The following is a 23,583-nucleotide window of genomic DNA, read 5'->3' as shown; positions in this document are numbered from 1 at the left end:
GTACTCCGTCGCACTTCGTTCAGTCGAGCCAGGCGGACGCCAGGCCCGCCAGGTAGGACAGCGTCAGGACCATGGCGACCGCCCGGAAGGCGGTGGTGTCGCCGGCCAGGAAGGCGAGCGGCACGACCGATGCGGCGGCCCAGATCCCCGTGCACCAACCGCAGGTGACCAGATAGGCGGGACCGGATTCCTCCCCGAAGCGATCGGCCACCCACGTGCGCAACCCGGCAGCCAGTACGTCCTTGGTTATAAATCTGGTGATACGACAAATCGCGCCGAGGGACAAAAGAAACACCACCGGGTCCATGCAATTCATCGTAAGACGAGCCCTATTCTCGCGGTAGGCCCCTTGCGCGAGCATTTCCATGACAGGAATACGCAAGGAAATCATGTGCTGTTGTGGTGCTTGTGGGGCGGCGCTCCTCTCAGGGTCCTTTCCCCGGCCCTCCGGGCCGAGAGGGAGCGGGAGGCCATGGGCGCCCCGGCAGACGGGCGTCGGCGGACGTGGCCGCCCGGGACGTATCAGACGCACCGGCGGGCGCGAGGGTGTTGACTCGCTCACCATCCGTGACGGAGCATCACCTATGCCTCGCGGACCGGCGATGTCGCCGGAGCCCGGGGCGTCGAGACGCCGTAGTGCAGTCGAACGGGGGCCGTCGTGCCAGGGGGCTATCTCACGGTGGACGAACTGACCGCCCGGGCCACGACGCTGGCCGCCGCTCATCCCGGCCGGGCCGTCCTGCGGTCGATCGGGACGTCGAGGGCCGGCGAGCCGATACGGGTGCTCTCCGTGGGGCACGGCAGCCGGGACGTGCTCGTCGTCGCGGGGCCGCACGCCAATGAACCGATCGGCGGGGTCACCGCGTTGCGGCTGGCCCACTACCTGGTCCGGGCCGGCCGCCCGGGCGGGCCGTCGGCGAGGGTGCCGTACGGGCCCTGGATCTCCGACACCACCTGGCACTTCGTCCTCTGCCTCGACCCCGACGGGGCCCGCCGCAACGAGCGGTGGCTCAAGGGCCCGATGACCTTCGTCCACCACTACCGCCACTTCTTCCGCCCCGGTTTCGCCCGGCAGCCGGAGTGGCTGCCCACCGAACCGGCCGCGGCGCCCATGCCCGAGACCCGGGCCCTGCTCCGGCTCCAGGACGAGCTGCGGCCGTACCTCCAGTGCTCCCTGCACGGGGTGGACGTCGGCGGCAGCTTCGTCCAGCTGACCCGGGAGCTTCCCGGGCTCGCCGATCATCTGAACCGGTCCGCGGCCGAGTTCCGGATTCCCGTCGAACGCGGGCCCTACGACGCGTTCTTCTGGCCGAGCCCCGGTCCGGGCGTCTACGACATGCCGCGGCCCCAGGAGGCCGATCAGTTCCTTTCCCTGCCCGCGGCCACCGCGACGTCCACGTGGTTGCGTCCGCACCGCTACGGCACCCTCACCGCCGTGGTCGAGGCGCCGATGTGGGCCGCCGAGGAGGTCGGCGACACGGCGCCCCACCCGGACCCGCACGGCGCCCTGGAGGGCATCAGCCGCCGACTGCGCGAGGACGCCCGGCTGCTGGCCGGGCTCCTGGAACGCGTGCGTCCGGCCCTCACCGCCGCCACGGCGCCGCTGCTCGCACCGGTCGAGGAGTATCTGGCCGTGTGCCCCGGCCTGGCGGACGAGTGGGCTCCCGAAGGCCCTCTCGGCGGGACGGGCGGCCCGGAGGACGGTGGCCTGCCGTTGAACCGGGCGCGGATCATGGCCCTGCGGATCGCCGCACAGCGGCTCGTCGTCCGTACGGCGGGCCTGCTGGGGCAGATGTTCGCCGTTGCGTACGGGGCTTCGTCCGCACCGGCCGCCGACGGCCCGGCCGCCCCGGAGCCGGAGGACGTACGGACCACCCTCGACCGCTTCCTCACCCGGCGCTGCGCCGCCTTCGAGGTGGACTGCGGGGCGCGCTGGATACCCGTGCACGACCAGGTCGAGCACCAGTTCAGGACGGTCCTCGCCGTGGCCGAACTCGCCGCCCGCTCCAGTGAGCCGAAAGCCGTACGAACATGAGGTCCGCCTCCGCCTCCGCCTCCGTCGGCTCCGCGGCGGCCGCCGGCGCCGCGACTCGCGCGCACGCGACGACGCCTTCTACGCCCAAACTCGTCGATGCGCAGTGGAACGGCCGAAATAGTCGCTATCCAGGCTCGCCCGGTCCGCCGCGGAGTACCCTCACCACGGTGACCCGAGCACCGCTCACCTGCGCGATCCGATGACAGCCGAGAAGACGATGCGTGAAGACCAAGCCCGTGAACGGGGAGGTAGGCCGGTGCACCGCCCGGAGTCCGAAGGCACCCTCCCGCTGCTGGAGCGCGAGCCCGAACTCGCCGCGGCGGCACACGCCGTGGACGAGCTCTGCGGGGAATCGCGTACCGGGGGACTGCTCGTCTACCGGGGTGCCGCCGGACTCGGCAAGACGGCGCTGCTCTCCGAGGTGCGCCGGCTGGCGGACGGCCGCTGCGCCGTGTGGTCCGCGCGGGGCGGCGAGACCGTCACCCCCGTACCGTTCCACGTCGTACGGCAGTTACTGCTGCCTGCCTTCTCGACCGCGGGACCGGCCGGGGAGCCCCTGGACGCGCGGGACCTGCTCGGCGGCCGGTACGAGATCGCGGGCCCCGCGCTCGGCATAGCGCCGCCCGGTGAGCAGCACGCCGACCCGCAGGGCGTCCGGGACGCGCTGGACGAGCTGGTCCTACGTCTGGCCGAGGTGCACGGGCCGTTCGTCCTCGTCGTCGACGACGCGCAGTGGGCCGACCTGGAGACCCTCGCCTGGCTCGCCTCCTTCGCGCAGCGCCCGCCCGGCGCGCAGCCCGTGCTGGTCGTCGTCGCGTACCGCACGGAAGAGGCCGTAGGGGAGGCCGTACGGCATCTGCACACGCTCGGGATGGCGGCCAAACTGCTGGTCAGCCTGCGTGCCCTGACCGCCGACGCCACCGCCGGGCTCACCCGGGCCGCCCTCGGCGAGGAGGCGGACGACCCGTTCTGCCGCGAGGTGTGGGCGGTGACCGGCGGCAACGCGTACGAGACGGTCGAACTGCTCGCCAAGGTGCGGGACGCCGGGCTCGCCCCGGTCGAGGAGTCCGCCGGCCGGCTGCGGGCGCTGGGCGCCTCGGCGCGCGGCCAGGGACTCATCGCCCGGCTGGAGGAACTGGGCACGGCGACCACCCGGTTCGCCTGGGCCGCCGCGATCCTGGGCACGGACATCTCGCTCGACCTCGCGGTCTCGCTGGCGGGGATGAGCCATGAGGAGGCCGACGAGTGCGCGGAGCGGCTGCGGGCCGCGCGCATTCTCGTCGGCACGGACCCGCTCGAATTCGTCCATCCGCTGATCGCGGGGGCCATCTACCGCGCCATTCCCTCCGGTGTCCGCACCGCGATGCACGGCCTGGCCGCCTGGGCGGTGACCCGCAGCGGCCGGGGCGCGGCGGCCGCCGCACCGCACCTGCTCGAAGTGCATCCGGACGGCGACGCGGAACTGGTCGAGCAGCTGCGCGAGGCCGCCGCCGAGCACCTCGCCGTCGGGGCGCCCGACGCCGCGCGGCGCTGCCTCGAACGCGCCCTGACCGAACCGCCGTTGGATCATGTCCGCCCCCTCGTGCAGTACGAACTGGGCTGCGCCACCCTGCTCACCTCGCCCGCCACCACCGTCGCCCATCTGCGGGCGGCGCTGCACACCGAGCACCTGGACGACTCGCTCCGCGTGGACGTCGTCTTCCGGCTCTCCCAGGCCCTCATCCACAACAACCAGGCCGGGGACGCCGCGCACGTGGTCGCCACCGAAGCGGCCCGCGCCGAGCCCGGACCCGACCGGATGCGGCTCCAGGCCGCGCACTTCCTGTGGGAGGGAGTGCAGGCGGTCGAGGAGGACGGGCCGGGGCGTTCGCGCAGGCTGGCCCGTACGGCGGAGGGGATCACCGGGCGCGACAACACCGAGCGCGTCCTGCTGATGCTGCGCGCCTTCGACGGCACGGCCCGGGGCGAGAACGCCGAGGAGGTCGTCCAGATCGCGGACCGCGCGCTGGTGGACGGCGGTCTTCCGGCCGGCATCGGCTGGACCGACGCCGCGTGGGGCTTCGAACCACCGGCCCTGCTGGGCCTCTCGTACGCCTTCGCCGACCGGCTCGACCGCGCGGAGAGCCTGTTCACGGAGGCGCTGCGGGCGTTCGAGATCTCCGGCTGGAGCGGCGGCCACCTCGCCTTCGCGCACGCGCTCGTCGGATACGTGCACCGCAGGCGCGGCCGGCTCGCGGACGCCGAGACGTATCTGCGCGAGAGCCTGCGGCTGGCCGACCGGGTGGGCGACGGGCTGCCCATGCACTGGGACGCCGCCTGCATGCTCATCGACACCCTGCTCGCGCGCGGCCGGGTCGACGAGGCGCACGAGGCCGCCGAACGCTACGCGTTCACCACGCCCTACTCGTCCTCGATCGTCATCCCCGACGCGCCCTCCGTGCGCGGCCGGCTGCTGCTCGCGCTCGGCCGCAAGCGGGAGGCCGTGGCCGAACTCGAAGCGGCCGGACGGGCGTTGACGTCCCGGGGCCGGCACAGCGTCGTCATGGCCCCCTGGGCGTGCGACCTGGCACGGGCCCTCGCGGACGAGGACCCGGACCGGGCCGCCCAGCTCGCCTCGTACGCCCGCGACCGCGCCGAGCGCTTCGGCACGCACACGGCCATCGGTATCGCCCTGTGCTGCGCGGCGTCCCTGAAGGAGGACCGCGAGTCGCGGATCGAACTGCTGGGACAGGCGGTGGCGCACCTGGAGTCCTCGCCGTGCGCGTACGAACGCGCCGCCGCGCGGGTCGAGTACGGGATCGCGGCCGGCTTCCCGGCGGAGCTGTCCTGCGGGCTGGAACTGGCGGAGAGCTGCGGCGCGGACGGGCTGGTGCGGCGGGCGAGGACGGCGCTGGAGGCCCGGCACGCGCAGCGCTGACCGGGCGGGGGCCCGTGGAGGTGCGGGGCGCTGACCGGGCGGGGCGCCCGGCACGCGTGGCTCAGGCGCGCGCGAGCAGTTCCAGCGTGTCGACGACCCGGTTCGAGAAGCCCCACTCGTTGTCGTACCAGGCCACCACCTTGACGTGCCTGCCGTCGACGCGGGTCAGGGCCGAGTCGAAGATCGACGACGCCGGGTGGCCGGTGATGTCGCTGGAGACCAGCGGCTCGTCGGCGTATTCGAGGATGCCCTTGAGCTCGCCGTCCGCGGCGGCGCGGTAGGCCGCGAGCACCTCGTCGCGCGTGACCTCGCGGGAGACCGTCGTGTTCAGCTCCACGATCGAACCGACCGGGACCGGCACGCGGATCGAGTCGCCCGACAGCTTGCCGTCGAGGTTGGGCAGCACCAGGCCGATGGCCTTGGCGGCTCCGGTGGTGGTGGGCACGATGTTCACCCCGGCGGCGCGGGCACGGCGGGGATCGCGGTGGGGACCGTCCTGGAGGTTCTGTTCCTGGGTGTAGGCGTGCACCGTCGTCATGAAGCCGTGCTCGATGCCCGCCAGGTCGTCCAGGACGGATGCCAGGGGGGCCAGCGCGTTCGTGGTGCACGAGGCGTTCGAGACGATCACGTGCTCGGCGGGGTCGTAGGTGTCCGTGTTGACGCCGTAGGCCAGTGTGACGTCGGCTCCGTCGGAAGGAGCGCTCACCAGGACCCGGCCGGCGCCCGCGCGGAGGTGCGCCCGGGCGGCGGTGGCCGCGGTGAAGCGGCCGGTGGACTCGAGCACGATGTCGACGCCGAGCTCCGCCCACGGCAGGTCGGCGGGCTCGCGTTCGGCGAGCACCTTGACGCGGCGGCCGTCGACCACGAGTTCGGCTCCGTCGACCTCGACGGAGCGGCCGAAGCGGCCGAGCGCGCTGTCGTACTTGAGCAGGTGCGCGAGGTCGGCGGGGGCGGTGAGGTCGTTGACGGCGACCACGTCGAGGTCGCTGTCGCGCTCGGTCAGGGCGCGGAGGGTGTTGCGTCCGATGCGGCCGAATCCGTTGATGGCGACGCGGGTCATGGCGGCTCTGCCTTCCAGATCGTGGGTCTGCGCCGGGCGTGTGTCGATGCCCTGCTCATGCGCTGGTCATGAACGCACTGGTGAGGAATGCGCTGGTCACGCGGCACGATCGTGGAGCCGGGGGTGCTGAGGGCGGCTCCACTCGTTCCGCCTCTCCAGCGTCGCCATCCGGATCCCGGACGGGCAGTGGCCTGAACGCCACGACGCGCAAGGATCCCGCCAGGCTGCCGCGCCGCCCCATGGGCAGGGGGGAGGGCCGCCGGGCTCAGGGCGAGAAGGTGTGTCGGTACTCCGTGGGGGAGATGCCGAGAATGCGGTGGAAGTGCAGACGCAGATTCGCACCGGTGCCGAGCCCCACCCGGGCGGCGATCCGCTCCACCCCCAGATCGGTGCGTTCGAGCAGTTCGCGCGCCAGGTCCACGCGCGCCCGGAGCACCCACTGCATCGGCGTGTAGCCGGTGTCCTCCACGAACCTCCGAGAGAAGGTGCGGGCCGACACCCGCGCGTTGCGGGCCAGGGTCTCCAGGGTCAGTGGTTCGGAGAGGTGCGCCAGGGCCCACTCACGCGTGCTCGCGAACAGGTCGCCGAGCGGCTCCGGCACGCTCCGGGGCACGTACTGCGCCTGCCCTCCGCTGCGATAGGGCGCCGCCACCAGCCGCCTCGCCACATGGTTGGAGAGTCCCACTCCGTGGTCGCGCCGCAGCAGGTGCAGGCACAGGTCGATGCCGGACGCCGCGCCCGCCGACGTCAGCACGTCGCCCTCGTCCGCGAACAGCACGTTCTCGTCCACCAGCACGAGCGGATGCCTTTCGGCCAGAGCCTTCGTGTAGTGCCAGTGGGTCGTCGCCCGTTTGCCGTCGAGCAGGCCCGTGGCCGCCAGTGCGAACGCCCCCGTCGAGATGGCCGCGAGCCGGGTCCCCCGCGCGTGGGCGGCCAGGAGGGCGCCGACGACCGAGGCCGGCGGCTCCGTCGTCGCCGGCTCCCGATAGCCGGGGATGAAGACGGTGTCCGCGTGCTCCAAGCCTTCGAGGCCCTCGGCCACGTGATACGAGAGGCCGTCGCCGCCGGTCACCGGTCCGGGCGCGGGGCCGCACACGCGTACCTCGTACGGCATGCTCGGCCGGTTGGAGAAGACCTGCGCCGGGATGCCGACGTCGAGCGGCTTCGCGCCTTCGAGCACGAGTACGGCTACGCGATGGTTCTCGTGACCCAATGGGCCTCCTCCGACTTTCCTCCCGCGGTCGCACGGCCGCACGGGCCCGCGGTTCCGGTCATGACCGTGCGCCCGCGACCGTGCGCGCATGACCGTGATGACGTCTACCGCAAGCATCCTGCCACGGCCCGACGACACGGATCCCGTCCTCCGGGCGGACGGCGCCGCTCGGACGGCACGTTCTAGACTCGGGCTCGTCCGGGTGGCAGGGCAGGCCCCGGCCGCCCCCGTACCGCCCAGCCCCTCGCGACAGGAATCCGGATCCCCTTGTCCCACGAAACCGACCGCTCCGATCTGCGGGCCGACTGTGGACGCTGCGCCGGGCTGTGCTGCGTCGCGCTGGCCTTCTCGGCCTCGGCCGACTTCCCGGTCGACAAGGCCGCCGGCGACGCCTGCGGCCACCTGGCCGCGGACTTCCGGTGCGGTGTCCACCCGGAGCTGCGGGAGCGCGGCTACCGGGGATGCACCGTGTACGACTGCTTCGGCGCGGGCCAGAAGGTCTCGCGCGTCACCTTCGAAGGAGCGGACTGGCGGCGTGATCCGGCCGCCGCCCGGCGGATGTTCGCCGTGCTGCCGGTGATGCGGCAGCTGCACGAGGTGCTGTGGTACCTCACCGAGGCCCTCACGCTGGAGCCCGCGCGTCCCCTGTACGGCGAGCTGCGCCGCGAGCTGGAGGAGACCGAGCGCCTGACGCGCACCACCGACGCCGAAGCTCTGCTGGCCCTGGACCCGGCCGCCCGGCGGGCCGCCGTCAATCCGCTGTTGCTTCGCACGAGCGAGCTGGTGCGGGCGCAGGTCCGGGGCAGGAAGAAGAACCACAGGGGGGCCGACCTGTTCGGGGCCCGGCTGAGGGGCGCGGACCTCAGGGGCGCCGATCTGCGCGGGGCGTATCTGATCGCCGCCGACCTGCGGGGCGCCGACCTGCGGCTGGCCGACCTGATCGGGGCGGACCTCAGGGACGCCGATCTGCGGGGCGCCGACCTGACGGGCAGCATCTTCCTCACCCAGTCCCAGACCAACGCGGCCAGGGGCGATGCCGCCACCCGGCTGCCGGACCCGCTCAGCCGCCCGGGCCACTGGCGGGCGCCCGACGGCCCCGCCACCGTCGCCGTACGAGGAAGAGGGAGGCCGCCGCGGCACAGGCCGCGCCGGTGAGGGCGGCGGGCACCGGGACGCCGGACAGCGCGCCGTCGCCGCCCTCGTCGCCCTCGTCCCCGGAGGCGAGGGCGTGCGTCGGCGGGGAGGCGGACGCGGTACCGGGGGGCGAGCCGGGCGTCGAGGACGCCGGGGGAGCGGTACGCACCGCCTGCGCGACCGGCCCCGGCTCCGGGCCCGCCTTCGCCGGCCGCGGCGGGAGCGGGGGCGGCGGGGGCTGGAGCGAGCCGACCGGCGCCACCTTGCCGTCGGCCTTGAAGCCCCAGTCCAGCAGCTCCCTCGCCTCCTCGTACACCGCGCCCGACCAGCCCGACTGCGGGTTCATCACCGAGACCACCAGCGTGCGCTCACCGTGCCGGGCGGCCGCGATCAGGGTGTAGCCGGCGCTGGAGGTGTACCCGTTCTTGACGCCGATCAGGCCGGGATACGGTTCGATGCCGTCCTCGCCGCTCAGCAGCCGGTTCGTGTTGTGGATGCCGTACATGTAACCGTCGCCGGGGAACAGCGCGTCGCGGGTGGAGCTGTACCGGACGAACGCGGGAGAGGCCAGACCCGTACGCCCGAACACCGCCAGGTCGAACGCCGAGGACACCTGCCCGGGCGCGTCGTAGCCGTCCGGCGAGACGACGTGCGTGTCCAGCGCCCCCAGGAGCTTCGCCTTCTCCCGCATCTGGGCGACGGTGGCGTCGACGCCACCGTTCATCGCGGCGAGTGCCCGCACCGCGTCGTTGCCGGAGCTGAGGAACACGCCGCGCCACAGGTCCGCCACCTCGTACTCCAGCCCGGGGGCGATACCGACCGTGCTGCTGTTGGGGCCGATGTCGTCCAGCTCGGCGTCGGTCACGGTGTGCCGGCCGTGTTCCGGCAGCCGGGGCAGGGCGGTGAGGGCGAACAGGGTCTTGAGCGTGCTGGCGGGAGGCAGTTCGAGATGGGCGTTGTGCGCGGCCAGCACGTCACCCGTACGGGCGTCGGCGACCAGCCAGGACAGGGCGGACAGCCGCGGCGGCCGGGGCGCGCCCCGCGCGGGCCGCACATGGGTGCCGGGACGGTGGAGCAGCCTGCGGTCGACGAGGGTCCCCCGGGCCACCGAAGGAGAGGCGGCCGGGGCCCCCGGGCCGGCGGACGTCGGGGCGCCGGGGGAGGGCCGCGCCCCGAGTGGGAGCGGGACCCCCGAGGTGCGGGAGACGGCGGTGCCGTGCGGGCCCGCCGAGCCGGGGAAGACGAAGAAGCTCGCGCCGCGCGTGGCCGGATCGGTACGGGGATCCGCGGCGGCCGGCGCGGACGCGGGCAGGAGGACGAGCAGGCCGGTGGCGAGGAACACCGCCGTCGCGAGGAGCGCGGAGGGCGCGGAGCGCGTGGTGCGGGCGGAGGGCCTGCTACGGACGAGGCGCCCGCTACGGACGAGGTGTGCGGTGCGGACGGAGCGCGCGGTGCGGACGAGGCGCGCGGGGCACGGACGCGGCACGGATCTGAAGCACATTCAGCCACCGTAGGAACGGTCCGCGCCGCGCGCACCGCCGCCTGAGCCGTCCGGACGTATACGCCACCCGCCCCGGCGCGCCGGGTTGAGCGGGCGGCGGTCGAGCCCTCCGCGTACGGTGCGTGACCGCGGTGACTCCGCACCCGAACGGGTGATGGAAGGTGCTGGGCGCGTCATCGACCACGTGGTGGGCCAGGGGGCGGTGTCGTGAGCGGGTACGTGGGGCGGGCGCGTCCCGTCAGAGAGGCGCGGTCTTCGGAGCCGCTCCCGGAGCCGCCGTCAGGCCCGCGTCGTGGCCGAGCGCGTCGAGCAGCTTGAGCCGGTCGGCGGCCGCGGTACCGGGCGCGGCGGAGTACGCGGTGATCCTGAGGTCGCACCCCGGTACGGTCAGCGTGTCGCACTCCAGGGTCAGGGAGCCGGCCTCCGGGTGCCGGACGGTCCTGACGGTGGTGTCGTGGAGGCCGGTGATACGGGAGTTCCACAGCACCGCGAACCGGCCGCTGACCCGGCGCAGTTCCCCGATCAGGAAGCGGAGCCGGACGTCGGTGGGGTAATGGACCGTCGCCGCCCGGAGGTCGGCGACCAGCGCCGCCTCGAAGCGGGCCTCCTGCTCCGGGGTGTACGTGATCCGGCCGGGCACGCCGGTGAAGTGGCGCCAGGCGGCGTTCCGGTCCCGCCCGGGGGCCGCGGCCGGGTCGCCGAGGAGCGCCGCCCAGAGCGGGTTCCAGGTGATCAGGTTCCAGGCCGCGTCGTGCACTCCGAGCGGGGTGCCCGGCAGCCTGCCGAGCAGCCGCCGCACGCTGGCGGGGACGCGGTCCGGCACGCGCCCGGTGCCGGGCGGTGACTGCCCGGCGAGCAGGAAAAGGTGTCCGCGCTCGTCGTCGGACAGGCACAGGGCGCGCGCCAGCGCGGTGAGGACCTGGACGGACGGGGAGGTCGCCCGGCCTTCCTCCAGCCTGGCCAGGTAGTCCTCGGACAGGCCGGTCAGCCGGGCCAGCTCCGCGAGCCGCAGCCCGGTCCCGGAACCGGTCTCGGACCCGGACCCGGAACCGGTCTCGGACCCGGACCCGGAACCGGCTTTGGACCCGGACCCGGGAACGGCGCCGGGCCGCGGGTGCGGCTCGGCCCGGGGAAGCCCGGCCTCGGCCGGTGTCATCCGCTCACGCCAGCGGTGCAGGGCGATGCCCAGCTCTCCGTGTCGGGTCATGCAGTCAGTATCGGGTCGGTCGCCGGGACCTGCCTGATACCGCTCGGTACCTTCCGGATGTCCCCCTCCGGCACCAGCCCGTAACCCGCGCCCCATACCCGAACCCGGCCCGGGACAAAAGGCGTTGCGAGTACGCGCCAACCTTTCCCAACCTGCCATGATGCCGACTACGGTTGATCCTGAAAGATTGAACCGGGGGACAGCCGGGGGGAGCTGGGCATGCTGGATCCGTTGTCGGTGGCGGCGATCACCGCTGTGGTGGGTGCCGTCGGCGCGGGGATGGGCAACGAGGCCGGGAAATGGGCCTGGGAATCCCTCGGCGGCCTGTGCCGGCGCGCGCTGGGACGGGAGGTGACCGCGCCCACGAGCGGGGCCGAGGTGGCGGCCGTGGCGGAGCAGATCCATCAGGCGCTCAGGACCGACCCGGCGCTCGCCCGGGCCTGGGAGGACTTCGCCCGGGCCGCTCCCGGCCCCGCGTCCGTCGGTACCGCCCGGGCGGTACCGACCCTGCCGCCCTCCATACGTTTCTTCACCGACCGTGAGGGCCCGATGAGGGTTCTTCGGCGGGAGGCCGGCCGCAAGGCCGACGGCCGGCCACGGGTCGCGCTGGTCCATGGCCCCGAGGGCATCGGGACGAGCGAGCTGGCCGTCCACTGGGGCTGCCGGGAAGCCGCCCGTTATCCGGGCGGGCAGCTGTACGCGGACCTGCGCGGTGCCTCGTCCGGCACCGCCGTCGGCTCGGCCGAGGTGCTGCGGAGCCTGCTCCGGCAGCTGGGCATGGACCAGGAGGAGATTCCGCCGGGCGCGGCGGACCGGCGGGAGGCGTTCCGCCGTTGCCTGGCCGGCCGACGGGCTCTCGTCGTCCTCGACCACGCCTACTCGGCCGCGCAGGTCAGACCGCTGCTGACCTCGGCTCCCGAGGTGTTCACCGTGGTGGTCGCCCGCCACCTCCTGCCGGGACTGGACGCCGTGCCGGTCCCCGTCGGCCCGCTGTCCGAAAGCGATGCCCGGCGGTTGCTGACCACGCTTGTGGGCAAGGAGACCCTGGCCGGGGCCAGGGCCGTACTGCCCCGGGTCCTGGAGCGGTGCGGAGGCTCGCCGTTCGCGCTGCGGGCGGCCGTGCCCGACCTGTCCGACCCGCACCGGCTGGAGGAGGTACCGACCGTGCCAGAGAGTGGTCCCCCGACCGGGAGCGGCCCCGTTCGCGCCGCGGCCGAGCGCGCGTACCGCACGCTGGAGCCGACCGCCGCCAGGGTGTACCGGCTGATGGCGCAGCGCGAGTGGCCGGCCTTCGCCGCCCCGGTCGTCGCGCACACCGTGGGCATGTCGGAGGGCGAGGCGGCCCGGCACCTCGGTGAGCTGGCCGACCGGCAGCTGCTGGAGCCGGTGGAGGCGGACCCGGCCACGGACCCGGTGACGACCGGCCCGGACGGCAAGGACGGGGAGCAGGCCCGTTACCGCTACCGGCCCTCGATACGTGGTCATGCCGTGGAGGCGGCCTTCCACGAGGACGGCATCGCGGGCTGCTCGGCGGCCGTGGCGGGATCGGTGCGGTGGTATCTGGACTTCGCCGTTCGGGCCCGGCTCGCCGCCCTGCCGGGCTCCTGGGGGCTCGGGCCCCGCTTCGAGGCATCGGCGCGCGACGCGTCCCCGTACGGATCGGAGGGCGAGGCGCTGACAGCGCTGCGGGCCGAGCGCGGCAACCTGATCGAAGCGGTCCACGCGGCGGAGGAGTTCGGCGACGCCGACTCCGTCTACCAGCTGTGCCAGGCGCTCTGGCCGCTCCAGCTCAAGGCGGGGCACCACGACGAGCTGCTGCCCGCCCTCCGGGCGGGCGTGCGCGTGGCCGAGGCGCGGCACCCGGGCAGCCGCATGGCCGGCCGGATGCACTCGCTGCTGGGCCTGGACCTGATGGAGCTGCGGCGGTACGAGGAGGCGGAGGCGGAGCTGTCCGCCGCCGCCGAGGCCGAGAAGGACGCCGGGCACGCGCGCGGCCATGCCTCCGCCGTCGAGTCCCTGGGGCTCCTGCGGCTGCGGCAGTGGCGCTTCCGGGAGGCGTACGGCTGCTTCGACGAGGCGTCCGGGATTCTCGCCGGAATCGGGCCGGGCGACGAGGGGGAGCGGGACCTGCCGCGCGCTCATGCCCTGCTGGAGCGGCACCGCGGCCGGGCGCTGCGCGGCCTGGGCCGGTTCACCGAGGCCCGCGAGCGGCTGGAGAACGCGCTGCGGTACTTCTGCGGCTGCGGTGACGCCTACAACGCGGCCCGGAGCCTCACCGATCTCGCCGAGGTCGCTCTGGACGCGGGGGACGCGAGCGGCGCCCTGCCGCTGATCGACCGGGCGACGGAGATGCTGGACGAGGAGAAGGCGGCATACCACCTCATTCATCTGAGGTCGCTGCGCGCGCGGTGCGTGAACTCGCTGGACTGACCCGGAACGAGGCCGCCCGGCCGCCGCCCGACGCGGGCCCGGACTCGGGCGCGGCTCACGGAACGTCGGTCGGTGTCGCCGGGGTGATGGGGGTGACAGAGACCCGATGCGCGCACGCGCCGTCGGCCCTCGTGCCGTCGGCCGTCGTTTCGGTCTCCGTTCCTGTGCCGGTCCCGGTCCATACGGTCATCCCGTTCGAGGCCAGGTCCCGAAGGCTCTTGCCCGCCGCCAGCCAGGCGTAGAGGGCCGAGGCGAACAGGGCGGGATCCGCGGACCGGGGAACCTCGGCCCCGGGAGCGCCGTCGAGAAGGACCAACGGGCCGCCCCGGGCCCGGGCGACGCAGCGGCCGTCATCGGTGACGAAGGCCGCCAGGCCGCACTCCGGCATCCGGTCCAGCACCTCGGCCGTCCACCGGCCCGGGCCGCCGAACCGTACGTCGTCAGCCGCTCCGTAGCGGTAGATCACATCCGCCAGGGCGAGCACGCCCGGGTCCAGGGTGTCCTCGTGCACGGCCAGGTGCGCCTCGCCCTCGCCCGGCGGTGGCGACACCGGGTCAGCGTACCGGCTCACCTCGATCTCGCCGGCTCCCGGCAGCCGCGTCGTCACCCGCGTCGGAGCGGTCCGTTCCACGCGCTCGTACGCGGGGAGCGGCAGCGGATCCAGCAGCGCGGGCTCCGGCGGCTCGGGGATGCCGATCAGTTCGTAGAAGTGCCGTCGCAGCAGCGCCGCCGCTCGGCCCGGGACCGAGGAGACGAGTTCGGCGGGACCCCGTGGCGGCCCCGATCCGTCCAGCACGCTCTCCAGTTGGGTCCTGAGCGGCACATGGGGCACGAGACGCGGCGCCTGCCGCACGAACGAGGCCACGGGGGAGCCGGCGTCGAGCAGGCCGGCCGAGGGCGCGCCCATCAGGACGGGGATGCCGAGCGCCGCCGCGTAGTAACTGACCGATCCGGCGTCCCCGATGACCACATCCGCCGCGATCAGCGCCTGGCGCCAGCTCGTCACCGGATCGACCAGCGTGAGACCACCGCGCCGCGCCCGGTCCAGCCAGGCACGGATCTGGCCGGGGCCGTGGCCGTACCAGATGTTGGGGTGCAGGACGGCCGCCGAGCGGTACTCGTCCGCGGGCAGTTCGGACGTCAGTCGCGGCAGCAGGGACGGCAGCACGTCCGCGCCGCCGCCGTCCCCGAACAGGGACGAGGGGTTCCAGGTCGAGTTCAGGAGGACGAGACGCTGGCCGGGGCGCAGGTCCAGGGCCCGGCGGAAGCGTTCGCGGTGGCGGCGGGCGGCCTCCATCCGGTCGAAGCACGGATCGCCCGCGAGTACGGCGGTGTGCGCCGCGTCGGGACACGCGGCACGCAGCCGGTCGAGCTGTTCGGGATGGGAGAGGACCATCGCGTCGGCGACGGGGGAGCCGTCCACGAGCAGCCACTCGGGGGAGAGCCCGAAGACGGGCGGCGCGGCATCGGGACGCGCATCGGGACCGGGACGCGCACCGGGATCAGGGCCGGCCTCGGTCTCGGTCTCGGGCGAGAGGCGCCCGGTGTCCGGTGTCCGGTGTCCGGTGTCGCCAGCCTCTTATTGTAGCCAACACCGTGCGAGAGAACGGTCAACCTCCCCTGTATCCGGTGGAGTTCGCCGCCGAGGCTCGCGGAGATCGCCAGGTCCACCGGGAGCCCGAGTGCCTGCTCCCACGGCAGTACCGGAAGGCCGGTCTCCGCCAGCAGTTCCCGCACCCCCGCCTGGAACGGTGACGAACCCGTGCAGGTGGCCAGCGCCTGTATCCGGAAGTCGTCCCGGAACAGCGGCAGGACGTCCAGCAGCCGGGTCGCGGAAGTGACGTTGTGTACGACGAAGAGCACGCGCTTGCAGCGTCCCCGGGTCGTCCACCGTGTCGAGTCGGCCCCCACCGGCACCCGTATCCAGCCGGTCCCTCCCTCGCTCAACCGCTCTCTCCCCGTGTCGCCATCGGCTCGTCGTCACGTCACCGCTCCGGGTGCCCGGACACGATAGCCGTGTCACCGCACCCACCGCGCTCGCCGGGTACGAGGCCGCCGCGGCAATCACTGCGGGTGCCGATTCGAAAGCACAGCGTGCAAACGCGCGAGTCTATGCCCGATGGTGTGGCCTGCGCGCGAGGTTCCGGGAATATGCCGATGTGGCGATCCGATCGGACTAAGCTCTCGCGAAGTGCGCAGAGTTGATACGTAATCAGGCACTTGTTCCCATGTGTCTCGATCGTTTGTATATGACCGATCAGCATTGACCGCCAGAAGGCTTACATGGTTCGTGACGAAATCCCCCCGAAAGATCAAGAGTCCGCAGTTGCCCGCGTGTTGGTCATCCCCGTCCTCCTGACGGCGGCCGTCACGGTCGGCACCGCGTCCCTGGTCACCGAATCCGCCCGGATACCTCTGATCTGCTACGGCGTGGCCGCCACTGTCGTCGTCGCCTGGTACGCCCGGGCGCTGCACCGGCGCGCCGCGGCCGCACGCGCGGTCCACGAGGGCTACGCGCGCCGGATCGCCCGACTGGAACGGCGCCTGACCGAACAGGACGAGGCGACGGTCCGGCTCGGCAAGGAGCTGATGCCGGTCGCGGTCCACCGGCTGCGCCAGGGCGAATCACCGGCCGAGGTGATGCGCGCCGTCGTGGACGGTGACGAGCGGTACCGCGGACTGCCCGACGCCCAGCGCTCCCTGCTGCTGTCCGTCCTGGACCTCGCCGACGACGAGGACGCCATGCGCGAGTCCGCGCAGCGCGCCTTCGTCAACATCGCCCGGCGCGTGCAGGCGATCGTCCACCAGCAGGCCAGCGAACTGCGGGCGATGGAGGAGGCGCACGGCCGTAACCCCGAGGTCTTCGACGACCTGCTGCGCATCGACCACGGTACGGCGCTCATCGGCCGCCTCGCCGACAGCATCACCGTACTCGGCAAGGCGCGTCCCAGCCGCCAATGGCCCAAGCCCGTACCGCTGTTCAGCGTGTTGCGCGGGGCGATGTCCCGGATCCTGGAGTACCAGCGCGTCGACCTGCACTCGATCGCCAAGGTCGCCGTCGTCGGCACGGCGGTCGAACCGCTCATCCACGCCTGCGCCGAACTCCTCGACAACGCCACCCGCTACTCACCGCCGCAGACCCGGGTCCACGTCACCGCCGTCGAGGTGCAGACGGGCATCGCCATCGAGATCGAGGACGGCGGTGTCAGCCTCAGCGAGGAGGCGCGGCGCCGGGCCGAGCGGATGCTCGCCCAGGCCCAGCTCGGACTCGGCCTCAAGGACCTCGGCGACACGCCCAGGCTCGGCATGGCCGTGGTCGGCCGGCTCTGCCAGATGCACAACCTCCAGGTCTCCCTGCGGCAGTCGGCGTACGGCGGAGTCCGGGCCGTCCTCATCGTGCCGCACGACATCATCACCACCGGGCCCGCGCCGGGCATCGCCCACGGCATCGGCGCCGCCGCCCTGCCCCGGGCCGCCGACGACCTGCCCACCAAGGACGTGCTGCGCCCCGCCAACCGGAAGCCCCGGCCGGTCACCGGCCCGCGGCGCACGGTGCCGCTCCCGGCCGGAATGGACGATGACGTACCAGTGGTGACGGAGTGGACCGAGAATGGCCTGCCCCAGCGCCGCAGCCGTGGCCGTGCCCCGCTCGGCTCCCACAACCTGGGTGCCGCGCGCTACGGAGCGGGCTCCTCGTCCTCCGAATGGCAGGGAGGCTCCTCGGACGTCGGCCACCGCGGCGACACCCGCGGCCCCACCGCGGCGGGCGGGCCGGCCGCCGGCTCCGTCAACGGTCACGCGTCGGCCGGTCCGGACCGGCTGAACGGTAACGAGACCGGCCGAGTACGGGGCCCGGACCACGGCGACGGCACGGCCGCAGGGACCACCGGGCCCGTACCCCCCGGGGCCGGGTCCATGACAGGGGCCGGGTTCCAGGCGCCGGACGGCAGACCGGGCCCCGGCATCTGGCTCGAAGCGTTCACCAAGGCGGTCAACGGCACCCCCCACGAGCCGTCCACCGGTACACCGTCCACCGGTACGGGGGAGGTCGCGGGGCAGCCCGGTGACCAAGGCGATTCCGATGACACGTGGGGCAAGGGAGATCTGAAGTGATCCAGCAGCGGGCGAACTTGGACTGGATGCTGAAGGAACTGGCCGACGGAGTGCCACAGATCCAGCAGATCGTGGTGCTCTCGGCGGACGGACTCCGGATCGCCCGGCACGGTGGCGACCCGGACGTCGCCGACCGGCTCGCCGCGGCCTGCGCCGGGCTGCAGAGCCTGGCCGCCGCCGTCGCCGTCGAGATCCCGCACAGCGACGGACGGATGCGGATGGTCGTCATCGAGATCGACGGCGGCTTCTTCTATCTGATGGAGGCCGGGACCGGCGCGTATCTCGCCGTCCTCACCGACGACACGGTGGACGCCGGCCTGGTCGGCGCCCGGATGCGGGACATGGTCGTCCGGATCGGTGCCCACCTGACGAGTCCGCCCCGCCACGACGGGCAGGCCGGATGACGCCGCCCCCACATCCCCGGAGGGAACGACGGAGCCCGGAGATCCCGGATACGGAGGCGGCGGACCCGGAGCGGCTGTACGTGATCACCGGTGGCCCGGACGGGACCGAGCGGGCACCGCTCGACCTGGTCACCATGATCGTGGCACGGGAGCCGGCGTCACCGACGGTGCCCCCGGAGCAGGCCGCGATCGTGCGCCTGTGCCGCGCCCCGCTCTCCGTGGCCGAGATCTCCGCCTACCTCAGCCTCCCGTTCAGCGTGGTGACCGCGCTGCTGACCGAACTCCTCGCGACCGAACTGGTCGAGTCGCGCGCGCCCATCGTGCGCGCCGCACTGCCCGACCGGTCCCTTCTCGAAGCGGTGATGCATGGACTTCAGAAACTCTGACACGATCACAGGACCCCGGACCGAGGACGTCCTGCCCACCACGGCGACCTCCGCCGTCAAAGTGGTGATCGTGGGCGGCTTCGGCGTCGGCAAGACGACGATGGTGGGATCGGTCAGCGAGATCCGCCCCCTCACCACCGAAGAGACCATGACCCAGGCCGGCGTCGGCGTGGACGACAACTCCGGTGTGGAGAGCAAGACGGCGACCACCGTCGCCATGGACTTCGGCCGCATCAGCATCACCGAGCAACTGGTCCTCTACCTCTTCGGCACGCCCGGCCAGGAGCGCTTCTGGTTCCTGTGGAACGGGTTGTTCGAGGGCGCTCTCGGGGCCGTCGTCCTGGTCGACACACGGCGGCTCGAAGTCAGCTTCGACGTGATCGGCCGCCTGGAGGAGCGGGGCGTGCCGTTCGTCGTCGCCGTCAACACGTTCCCCGACGCGCCGCATCACCCCGTGGAGGCGCTGCGGGCGGCCCTGGACCTGCCCGACGAGGTCCCGATGGTCGACTGTGACGCGCGGCTGCGGGCGTCGAGCCGTGATGTCCTGCTGACCCTCATGCGCTACCTGCACTCGCTGGCGCTACCGCTGGGCTGACCGACGCACGCCGACGCCGCGGCGGGGCCGCCGGACACGCGTGCCCACGCCGCGGCCGGGCCGACCGGCCATGCCGCCGTTGCCGTGCACGCCCGACGCCCGCACGCCGGCGCCGCCCCACCACACCCCACCTCTCCCTGCTCGATTTTTGGAGCGACCGACCGTGACCACCCCCTTTTCCCACCGACCCGGATCGGACGACCGCGCGGCGCCGCCGCCCGGCTGCCCGGCCCATGGCCTGGACATCAGCGGCATGGGCCTCGGCCCGAACGGTGTGCGACGGCTGTACGGGCCCGAGGCCGAGAAGGACCCCATGGGCCTGTACGAGAAGCTGCGCGCCGAGCACGGTGCCGTCGCCCCCGTACTGCTCCAGGGCGACGTACCCGCCTGGCTGGTCCTCGGGCACAGCGAGAACCTGCACATGACGCGCACGCCCTCGCAGTTCTCCCGTGACTCCCGGCGCTGGCGGGCCCTGCACGACGGCACCGCGCCGCCCGACCATCCGCTCGCGCCCATCTTCACCTGGCAGCCCATCTGCGTCTTCGCGGACGGCGCCGAGCACGAGCGGCTGCGCGGAGCGGTCACCGACTCGATCGGGCGCATCGACCACCGGGGCGTCCGGCGCTACATCAACCGTCACAGCAACCGGCTCGTCAACGACTTCTGCCGGGACGGCAGGGCCGATCTCGTCAGCCGTTTCGCCGAGCACCTGCCGATGATGGTCATGGCACAGATCATCGGCATGCCCGAGGAGTACAGCGAGCGCCTGGTGCAGGCGGCCCGCGACATGATCAAGGGCACCGAGACGGCCAACGAGTCCAACGAGTACGTGATGTCGGTGCTGCGCCGGCTGGTGACGCGCCGCCGGGCCGTGCCCGAGGACGACTTCGCCACCTGGCTGACCGAGCACCCGGCCGGGCTGAGTGACGACGAGGTCAGCCAGCACCTGCGGCTGGTGCTCATCGCCGCCTACGAGACCACCGCCAACCTCATCGCCAACGTCCTGCGGATGGTGCTCACCGACCCGAGGTTCCGCGCCCGGCTGAGCGGCGGCCATATGACGCTGCCGGAGGCGGTGGAGCAGACACTGTGGGACGAGCCCCCGTTCACCAGCATCTTCGGCCGGTGGGCGGTCGGGGACACCGAGCTCGGCGGACAGCGCATCAAGGCCGGCGACGCGCTGATCGTCGGCATCGCGGCGGCCAATGTGGACCCGGTGGTGCGGCCCGAGCTGAGCGCCTCGATGCGAGGCAACCGGGCCCATCTCGCCTTCAGCGGCGGCCCGCACGAGTGCCCGGGCCAGGACATCGGACGGGCCATCGCCGACACCGGCGTCGACGCCCTGCTGATGCGGCTGCCGGACGTCCAGCTCGCGGTGGAGGAGCACGAACTGCGCTACCGCGGCGCGCTGATGTCACGCCAGCTGCTGGAACTCCCCGTGACGTTCGTCCCGAGGCCGCCGCAGGACGTGACCGTACCGCCCAGCGAGGCGGTCGTCGTACCGCCCCCGCGGGAGTGGCGGGTTGCTTCGCCGCCCCCGGCGGCCGTACCGGGGGAGCGGCCGATGCCGGCACCCGCTGACACGGCCGGTGCCACCGAGGCCGCCTCGGTGCGTACGGCGACGAGCGCGGAGGCGGGTGCGGCACCGGCCGCCTCGGCAGTCGTGCCGACGGCCGTACCGACGGCTGTGGCCCCGGGGCCCGCCCCCGGGGCCGCCACCGACTCCGCGTCCGTCCCCGTGTCCGTTCCCGCGTCTTCGGCGATCCCTCAGCAGCACACCGACAGCGCGACCGTCCGAGCCTGGCGGATCGTCACCCGCTGGTGGAAGGGGTAGTGAGTCCCCGAGAGGCGGGCGGGGGCGTACGACCGTACGGCCCCCGCTCCCCCTCCCGGCTTCAGGAGAGCGCCGCCGCGACGTCCGCGCGCAGGACCGGGAGGTCCCCGTACATCACGGTGCCGGGGCACTCGGTGGCGAGCCAGTCACGGTGGCCACTGATCATCTGGACGTCCTTCGTCACGCCGTTGACCGGGTTGACGAAGGTGACGGCGGCCCGGGGGTCGAAACCGTGGTAGTCGGACAGGGACGCCAGCAGCGTGGTGAGCGACTGGCGGGCGGCGGCCGTCGGCCCCTGGCCCTCGAAGGTTCCCAGCAGGGCGATGCCGAGGTTGCCCGAGTTGTAGCCGACGGTGTGGAAGGCGGTGACCGCCTTCCCACCCGCGTCATGGGCCGGGATGCCGTCCGTGCCCGTGTAACGGCCCTCGTAGATACGGCCGGCCTCGTCGATCAGGAAGTGGTAGCCGATGTCGCCCCAGTCGTTCACGATCGCGTGCAGGTAGTAGTACGCCCGGATGGTGGCCGCCGGGTCCGCGTCACCGTTCGCGCCGGCCGTGTGATGCACGGTCAGCGTCTGCGCCGGGTAGTAGGTCTGCGGTGAGTTCTCGCTGCCGTCGGGCTTGAAGCGCAGGGACTCGTCGGCGCCCCACTCGGCCCGGGTGATGATGTCCAGGCCCGGGAACGGCCGCGCCCGCGCGGTCAGGGAGACGTCGACGGCCGGACCGTTCACGGTGTCGATCGCGGTGGTGCGAACGTCCGTGGCCCCGTCCGGCAGGCGGAGCTCGTACCCGGCGGCTCCGCCGACCGGCACCAGCGCGCAGACACTCCTCGCCGGGTCCCCGGCGCCACCGTCGGCCCCGGCCGCACAGACCGGCCGCAGCGCCGTCCACGCGCCGCGGCTGCCGTCCTGCTGGAGCAGCCTGATACCGGCGCCCCGCTGGGGCCCGCTCCAGTCGACCCCGACGTACTCGATGGGGAAGTCCGCCCGCACGGCGCGCGCCGCGGCGCCGGTGACGTGCTTCGCGCGCGTACGGGGAACGCGGGCCGTCCGCATCCGAGGGGCGGCCGCGGCCGGGGCCGCCGAGCCGAGCGCGGGTACAGCGGCTGCTCCGGCCGCGACACCGGCCGCTCGGAGAACGGAACGACGGGGCAAGGCAAGTTCGCGAAGCACGGTTGATCCCCTTCGGGTTGTTCGTGACACCGGGACTCTACACATGCGGTGATGCTCAGCTGTCCCTTCAGCCACACCAACACCTGGAAAAGTCAACGGTGTTGCCGCGAGCGGCGTCAGCGCACGTCGTCCAGCTGGTCCCACCACCACGCGATCGTGGGGAGCGGCAGCGGCTCCAGGCTGTCGTCGGCCGGCTGCCGCTTCCACCATCCGCCGGGGGGCGACTGCGGCCCCGTCGGCACGGCGTAGCGGGGGCAGTGGGTCGCCCAGTCGAGATGTCCGCGGACGAACTGCCCCAGTCCCTTCACATAGCGGCGCAGGCCGTCGTCCGCTTCCTCGAGCACCTGTGCGGTCAGCCGGCCGAAGAGCACCATCACCCGGTCCCGCATCGACACCGCCCGGACGAGGGCCTGGCGCGGCTCGCAGTCGTGTTCCTGGCACAGCACATCGATCAGGTTGAGGTCGTCACCGGCCCGCAGGAGTTCCTTGTTGCGGGAGTAGAGATCGTTGTCCCAGCTCACCAGAGTCCAGGTGATCTCGGTCAGGGCCCGTACCCGGGGATCCTGCATGTCCTTCTCCGCCACCGAGAAACCGCCGACCACTTCGATCATCGCCGTGGACGGAGCCATGCCGATGGCTCGCATCCACAGCGTGACGTAATCGTCCACGGAGGGCAGCCGCGGGTTGCGCCGCCAGGACGCCTCCCACACGAGTCCCGAGGTGTAGATCCGCATGGCGTCGGTCACCCGGCGCACCTGGAGCGGCGTGGCGAACCGTTCCAGTTCCCGCCGGAGCCCGCGCAGCGCCGTCGCGTGCGGCGAATCGCCGGCCGCGTAGGAGTCCGGCGCCTCGACGGCCCGCATGATGCGCGAGGTCTCCTGTGCCAACAGGTCCGCGGTGGCCTCGGATTCGTCACACACGCCGTCGTCCAGGGAGAACAGGACGGCGTGGAACTTCGACATCAGCGTGAGCGGCCCGAGTTCTCCGTAGGGCATGGTCGAGGCGGTCAGTCCGCCGAAGTCACACACTTCGAGCCGCTTGATCTGGCGTTCGTCGCTGTCCAGGCGCTGACGGAGCATCCACCGTACGGTCTGCTCGTTGAGCGCCCCGCGGGCCGGGTGCCGGGCGGGAGGCACGGGACAGTAGAAGGGCACGGCCGGAAGGCGTTCGATCGACCCTTGTGCCGAGACATCCGTGATATCCGTGACATCCGAGACGCAGGTCATGATCGGCCTCCTGGCGCGAGGTGAGGGGTGGACGGGGCGTGGGGCATCCGGTGACGGTGTCATGCGGGTGGAGCGAATATGGCCGAGTCGGATCGTCAAGAACAAGGCAACTAGCCATTAGCTGGCTGGAATTGACTGCTTATGAGCCGGGTTTATCACTTCCAGGGCCGGTGATGCGAGGGATCGGACGGACCGTACGTATGTGCCTGAAGGCGTCTGCCGACTGTTTACCGGTGCCGACTCCGGTGGGCGCGGCGAAAACGCCGTTGTCAGCCGGGCGATTTCGCTGCGATCCGCGTTCGAAACCTCACACTTTCGTCGGGCGTTCCCGTTCGGTCGCGCTACGTCGATCGGAGG

The 23,583-nt window shown here is 72.9% G+C and carries 17 protein-coding genes; 9 read left to right on the top strand and 8 right to left on the bottom strand.

Annotation, left to right across the window (positions count from 1 at the left end; all coding sequences use genetic code 11):
• Window positions 1-19 precede the first annotated feature (19 nt).
• Window positions 20-307, bottom strand: a complete 288-nt coding sequence (locus IG02_RS0103365) for a DUF1360 domain-containing protein (RefSeq protein WP_037802151.1) — start codon at window positions 305-307, stop codon at window positions 20-22.
• 351 nt (window positions 308-658) lie between these two features.
• Here IG02_RS0103365 and IG02_RS0103360 point away from each other — a divergent pair, with 351 nt between their 5' ends.
• Entirely contained in the window at window positions 659-2,035 is a 1,377-nt protein-coding gene (locus tag IG02_RS0103360; protein WP_037802149.1) for a M14 family zinc carboxypeptidase, read from the top strand.
• A gap of 256 nt (window positions 2,036-2,291) precedes the next feature.
• Window positions 2,292-4,952 carry an ATP-binding protein gene (locus IG02_RS0103355; RefSeq protein ID WP_030741563.1) on the top strand — a complete coding sequence of 887 codons (2,661 nt, stop codon included), beginning with the start codon at window positions 2,292-2,294 and terminating at the stop codon, window positions 4,950-4,952.
• 61 nt (window positions 4,953-5,013) lie between these two features.
• On the opposite strand, the gene gap is transcribed toward IG02_RS0103355, so the two are convergent.
• The gene (gap, locus tag IG02_RS0103350; RefSeq protein ID WP_030741560.1) at window positions 5,014-6,012 is read right to left on the bottom strand and encodes a type I glyceraldehyde-3-phosphate dehydrogenase; all 999 of its coding nucleotides are present in this window, start codon (window positions 6,010-6,012) and stop codon (window positions 5,014-5,016) included.
• A gap of 265 nt (window positions 6,013-6,277) precedes the next feature.
• Window positions 6,278-7,225 carry a GlxA family transcriptional regulator gene (locus tag IG02_RS0103345; RefSeq protein WP_030741558.1) on the bottom strand — a complete coding sequence of 316 codons (948 nt, stop codon included), beginning with the start codon at window positions 7,223-7,225 and terminating at the stop codon, window positions 6,278-6,280.
• Window positions 7,226-7,492: 267 nt separating this feature from the next.
• Here IG02_RS0103345 and IG02_RS0103340 point away from each other — a divergent pair, with 267 nt between their 5' ends.
• Window positions 7,493-8,380, top strand: a complete 888-nt coding sequence (locus IG02_RS0103340) for a pentapeptide repeat-containing protein (RefSeq protein WP_078854139.1) — start codon at window positions 7,493-7,495, stop codon at window positions 8,378-8,380.
• Here the strand turns inward: IG02_RS0103340 and IG02_RS35855 are convergent.
• Together IG02_RS35855 and IG02_RS0103330 are read right to left on the bottom strand one after the other, a co-directional pair.
• Window positions 8,286-9,860, bottom strand: a complete 1,575-nt coding sequence (locus IG02_RS35855) for a D-alanyl-D-alanine carboxypeptidase family protein (RefSeq protein ID WP_078854138.1) — start codon at window positions 9,858-9,860, stop codon at window positions 8,286-8,288. The two genes, IG02_RS0103340 and IG02_RS35855, sit on opposite strands and share 95 nt — an antisense overlap.
• Window positions 9,861-10,098: 238 nt before the next feature.
• Window positions 10,099-11,067 carry a helix-turn-helix transcriptional regulator gene (locus IG02_RS0103330; protein WP_037801838.1) on the bottom strand — a complete coding sequence of 323 codons (969 nt, stop codon included), beginning with the start codon at window positions 11,065-11,067 and terminating at the stop codon, window positions 10,099-10,101.
• 219 nt (window positions 11,068-11,286) lie between these two features.
• On the opposite strand from IG02_RS0103330, the gene IG02_RS0103325 reads away from it, so the two are divergent.
• On the top strand, window positions 11,287-13,497 hold the full coding sequence (locus tag IG02_RS0103325) for a tetratricopeptide repeat protein (RefSeq protein ID WP_030741546.1): 2,211 nt from the start codon (window positions 11,287-11,289) through the stop codon (window positions 13,495-13,497).
• A gap of 55 nt (window positions 13,498-13,552) precedes the next feature.
• On the opposite strand, the gene IG02_RS42500 is transcribed toward IG02_RS0103325, so the two are convergent.
• Window positions 13,553-14,920, bottom strand: coding sequence for a hypothetical protein (locus tag IG02_RS42500; protein ID WP_063756714.1), 1,368 nt, complete (start codon window positions 14,918-14,920; stop codon window positions 13,553-13,555).
• Window positions 14,921-15,780: 860 nt separating this feature from the next.
• Between IG02_RS42500 and IG02_RS0103315 the strand changes: the two genes are divergently transcribed.
• The 5 genes from IG02_RS0103315 (at window position 15,781) to IG02_RS0103295 (ending at window position 20,829) form a co-directional block, all read left to right on the top strand.
• Complete coding sequence (locus IG02_RS0103315) at window positions 15,781-17,610, top strand: sensor histidine kinase (protein WP_234314578.1); 1,830 nt, start codon at window positions 15,781-15,783, stop codon at window positions 17,608-17,610.
• Entirely contained in the window at window positions 17,607-18,014 is a 408-nt protein-coding gene (locus IG02_RS0103310; protein ID WP_030741536.1) for a roadblock/LC7 domain-containing protein, read from the top strand. The genes IG02_RS0103315 and IG02_RS0103310 overlap by 4 nt, the downstream gene beginning before the upstream one ends.
• Window positions 18,011-18,400 (top strand): DUF742 domain-containing protein, encoded by a 390-nt coding sequence (locus IG02_RS0103305; RefSeq protein WP_030741534.1) that lies wholly within the window; start codon window positions 18,011-18,013, stop codon window positions 18,398-18,400. The genes IG02_RS0103310 and IG02_RS0103305 overlap by 4 nt, the downstream gene beginning before the upstream one ends.
• Complete coding sequence (locus IG02_RS0103300) at window positions 18,381-18,995, top strand: GTP-binding protein (protein ID WP_030741532.1); 615 nt, start codon at window positions 18,381-18,383, stop codon at window positions 18,993-18,995. The genes IG02_RS0103305 and IG02_RS0103300 overlap by 20 nt, the downstream gene beginning before the upstream one ends.
• 163 nt (window positions 18,996-19,158) lie before the next feature.
• Window positions 19,159-20,829, top strand: a complete 1,671-nt coding sequence (locus tag IG02_RS0103295; protein ID WP_030741530.1) for a cytochrome P450 — start codon at window positions 19,159-19,161, stop codon at window positions 20,827-20,829.
• A gap of 61 nt (window positions 20,830-20,890) precedes the next feature.
• On the opposite strand, the gene IG02_RS0103290 is transcribed toward IG02_RS0103295, so the two are convergent.
• Both IG02_RS0103290 and IG02_RS0103285 read right to left on the bottom strand, forming a co-directional pair.
• Window positions 20,891-22,000, bottom strand: a complete 1,110-nt coding sequence (locus IG02_RS0103290) for a peptidoglycan recognition family protein (RefSeq protein ID WP_030741528.1) — start codon at window positions 21,998-22,000, stop codon at window positions 20,891-20,893.
• 116 nt (window positions 22,001-22,116) lie between these two features.
• Window positions 22,117-23,226 (bottom strand): terpene synthase family protein, encoded by a 1,110-nt coding sequence (locus IG02_RS0103285; RefSeq protein WP_030741526.1) that lies wholly within the window; start codon window positions 23,224-23,226, stop codon window positions 22,117-22,119.
• Between the last annotated feature and the right edge of the window lie 357 nt (window positions 23,227-23,583).

It is taken from the genome of Streptomyces sp. NRRL F-5135 (assembly GCF_000719775.1).
Lineage (GTDB): Bacteria > Actinomycetota > Actinomycetes > Streptomycetales > Streptomycetaceae > Streptomyces > Streptomyces hebeiensis.
Note: the sequence above shows the minus strand (reverse complement) of the source record. Positions and strands in the feature narration are given on the sequence as shown.

What these genes read in the sequence shown, in the direction of transcription:
- IG02_RS0103365 (WP_037802151.1), bottom strand. Translation starts at nt 307, where the DNA reads ATGGACCCGGTGGTGTTTCTTTTGTCCCTCGGCGCGATTTGTCGTATC.
- gap (WP_030741560.1), bottom strand. Translation starts at nt 6,012, where the DNA reads ATGACCCGCGTCGCCATCAACGGATTCGGCCGCATCGGACGCAACACC.
- IG02_RS35855 (WP_078854138.1), bottom strand. Translation starts at nt 9,860, where the DNA reads ATGTGCTTCAGATCCGTGCCGCGTCCGTGCCCCGCGCGCCTCGTCCGC.
- IG02_RS0103330 (WP_037801838.1), bottom strand. Translation starts at nt 11,067, where the DNA reads ATGACCCGACACGGAGAGCTGGGCATCGCCCTGCACCGCTGGCGTGAG.
- IG02_RS0103325 (WP_030741546.1), top strand. Translation starts at nt 11,287, where the DNA reads ATGCTGGATCCGTTGTCGGTGGCGGCGATCACCGCTGTGGTGGGTGCC.
- IG02_RS0103315 (WP_234314578.1), top strand. Translation starts at nt 15,781, where the DNA reads ATGGTTCGTGACGAAATCCCCCCGAAAGATCAAGAGTCCGCAGTTGCC.
- IG02_RS0103305 (WP_030741534.1), top strand. Translation starts at nt 18,011, where the DNA reads ATGACGCCGCCCCCACATCCCCGGAGGGAACGACGGAGCCCGGAGATC.
- IG02_RS0103300 (WP_030741532.1), top strand. Translation starts at nt 18,381, where the DNA reads ATGGACTTCAGAAACTCTGACACGATCACAGGACCCCGGACCGAGGAC.
- IG02_RS0103285 (WP_030741526.1), bottom strand. Translation starts at nt 23,226, where the DNA reads ATGACCTGCGTCTCGGATGTCACGGATATCACGGATGTCTCGGCACAA.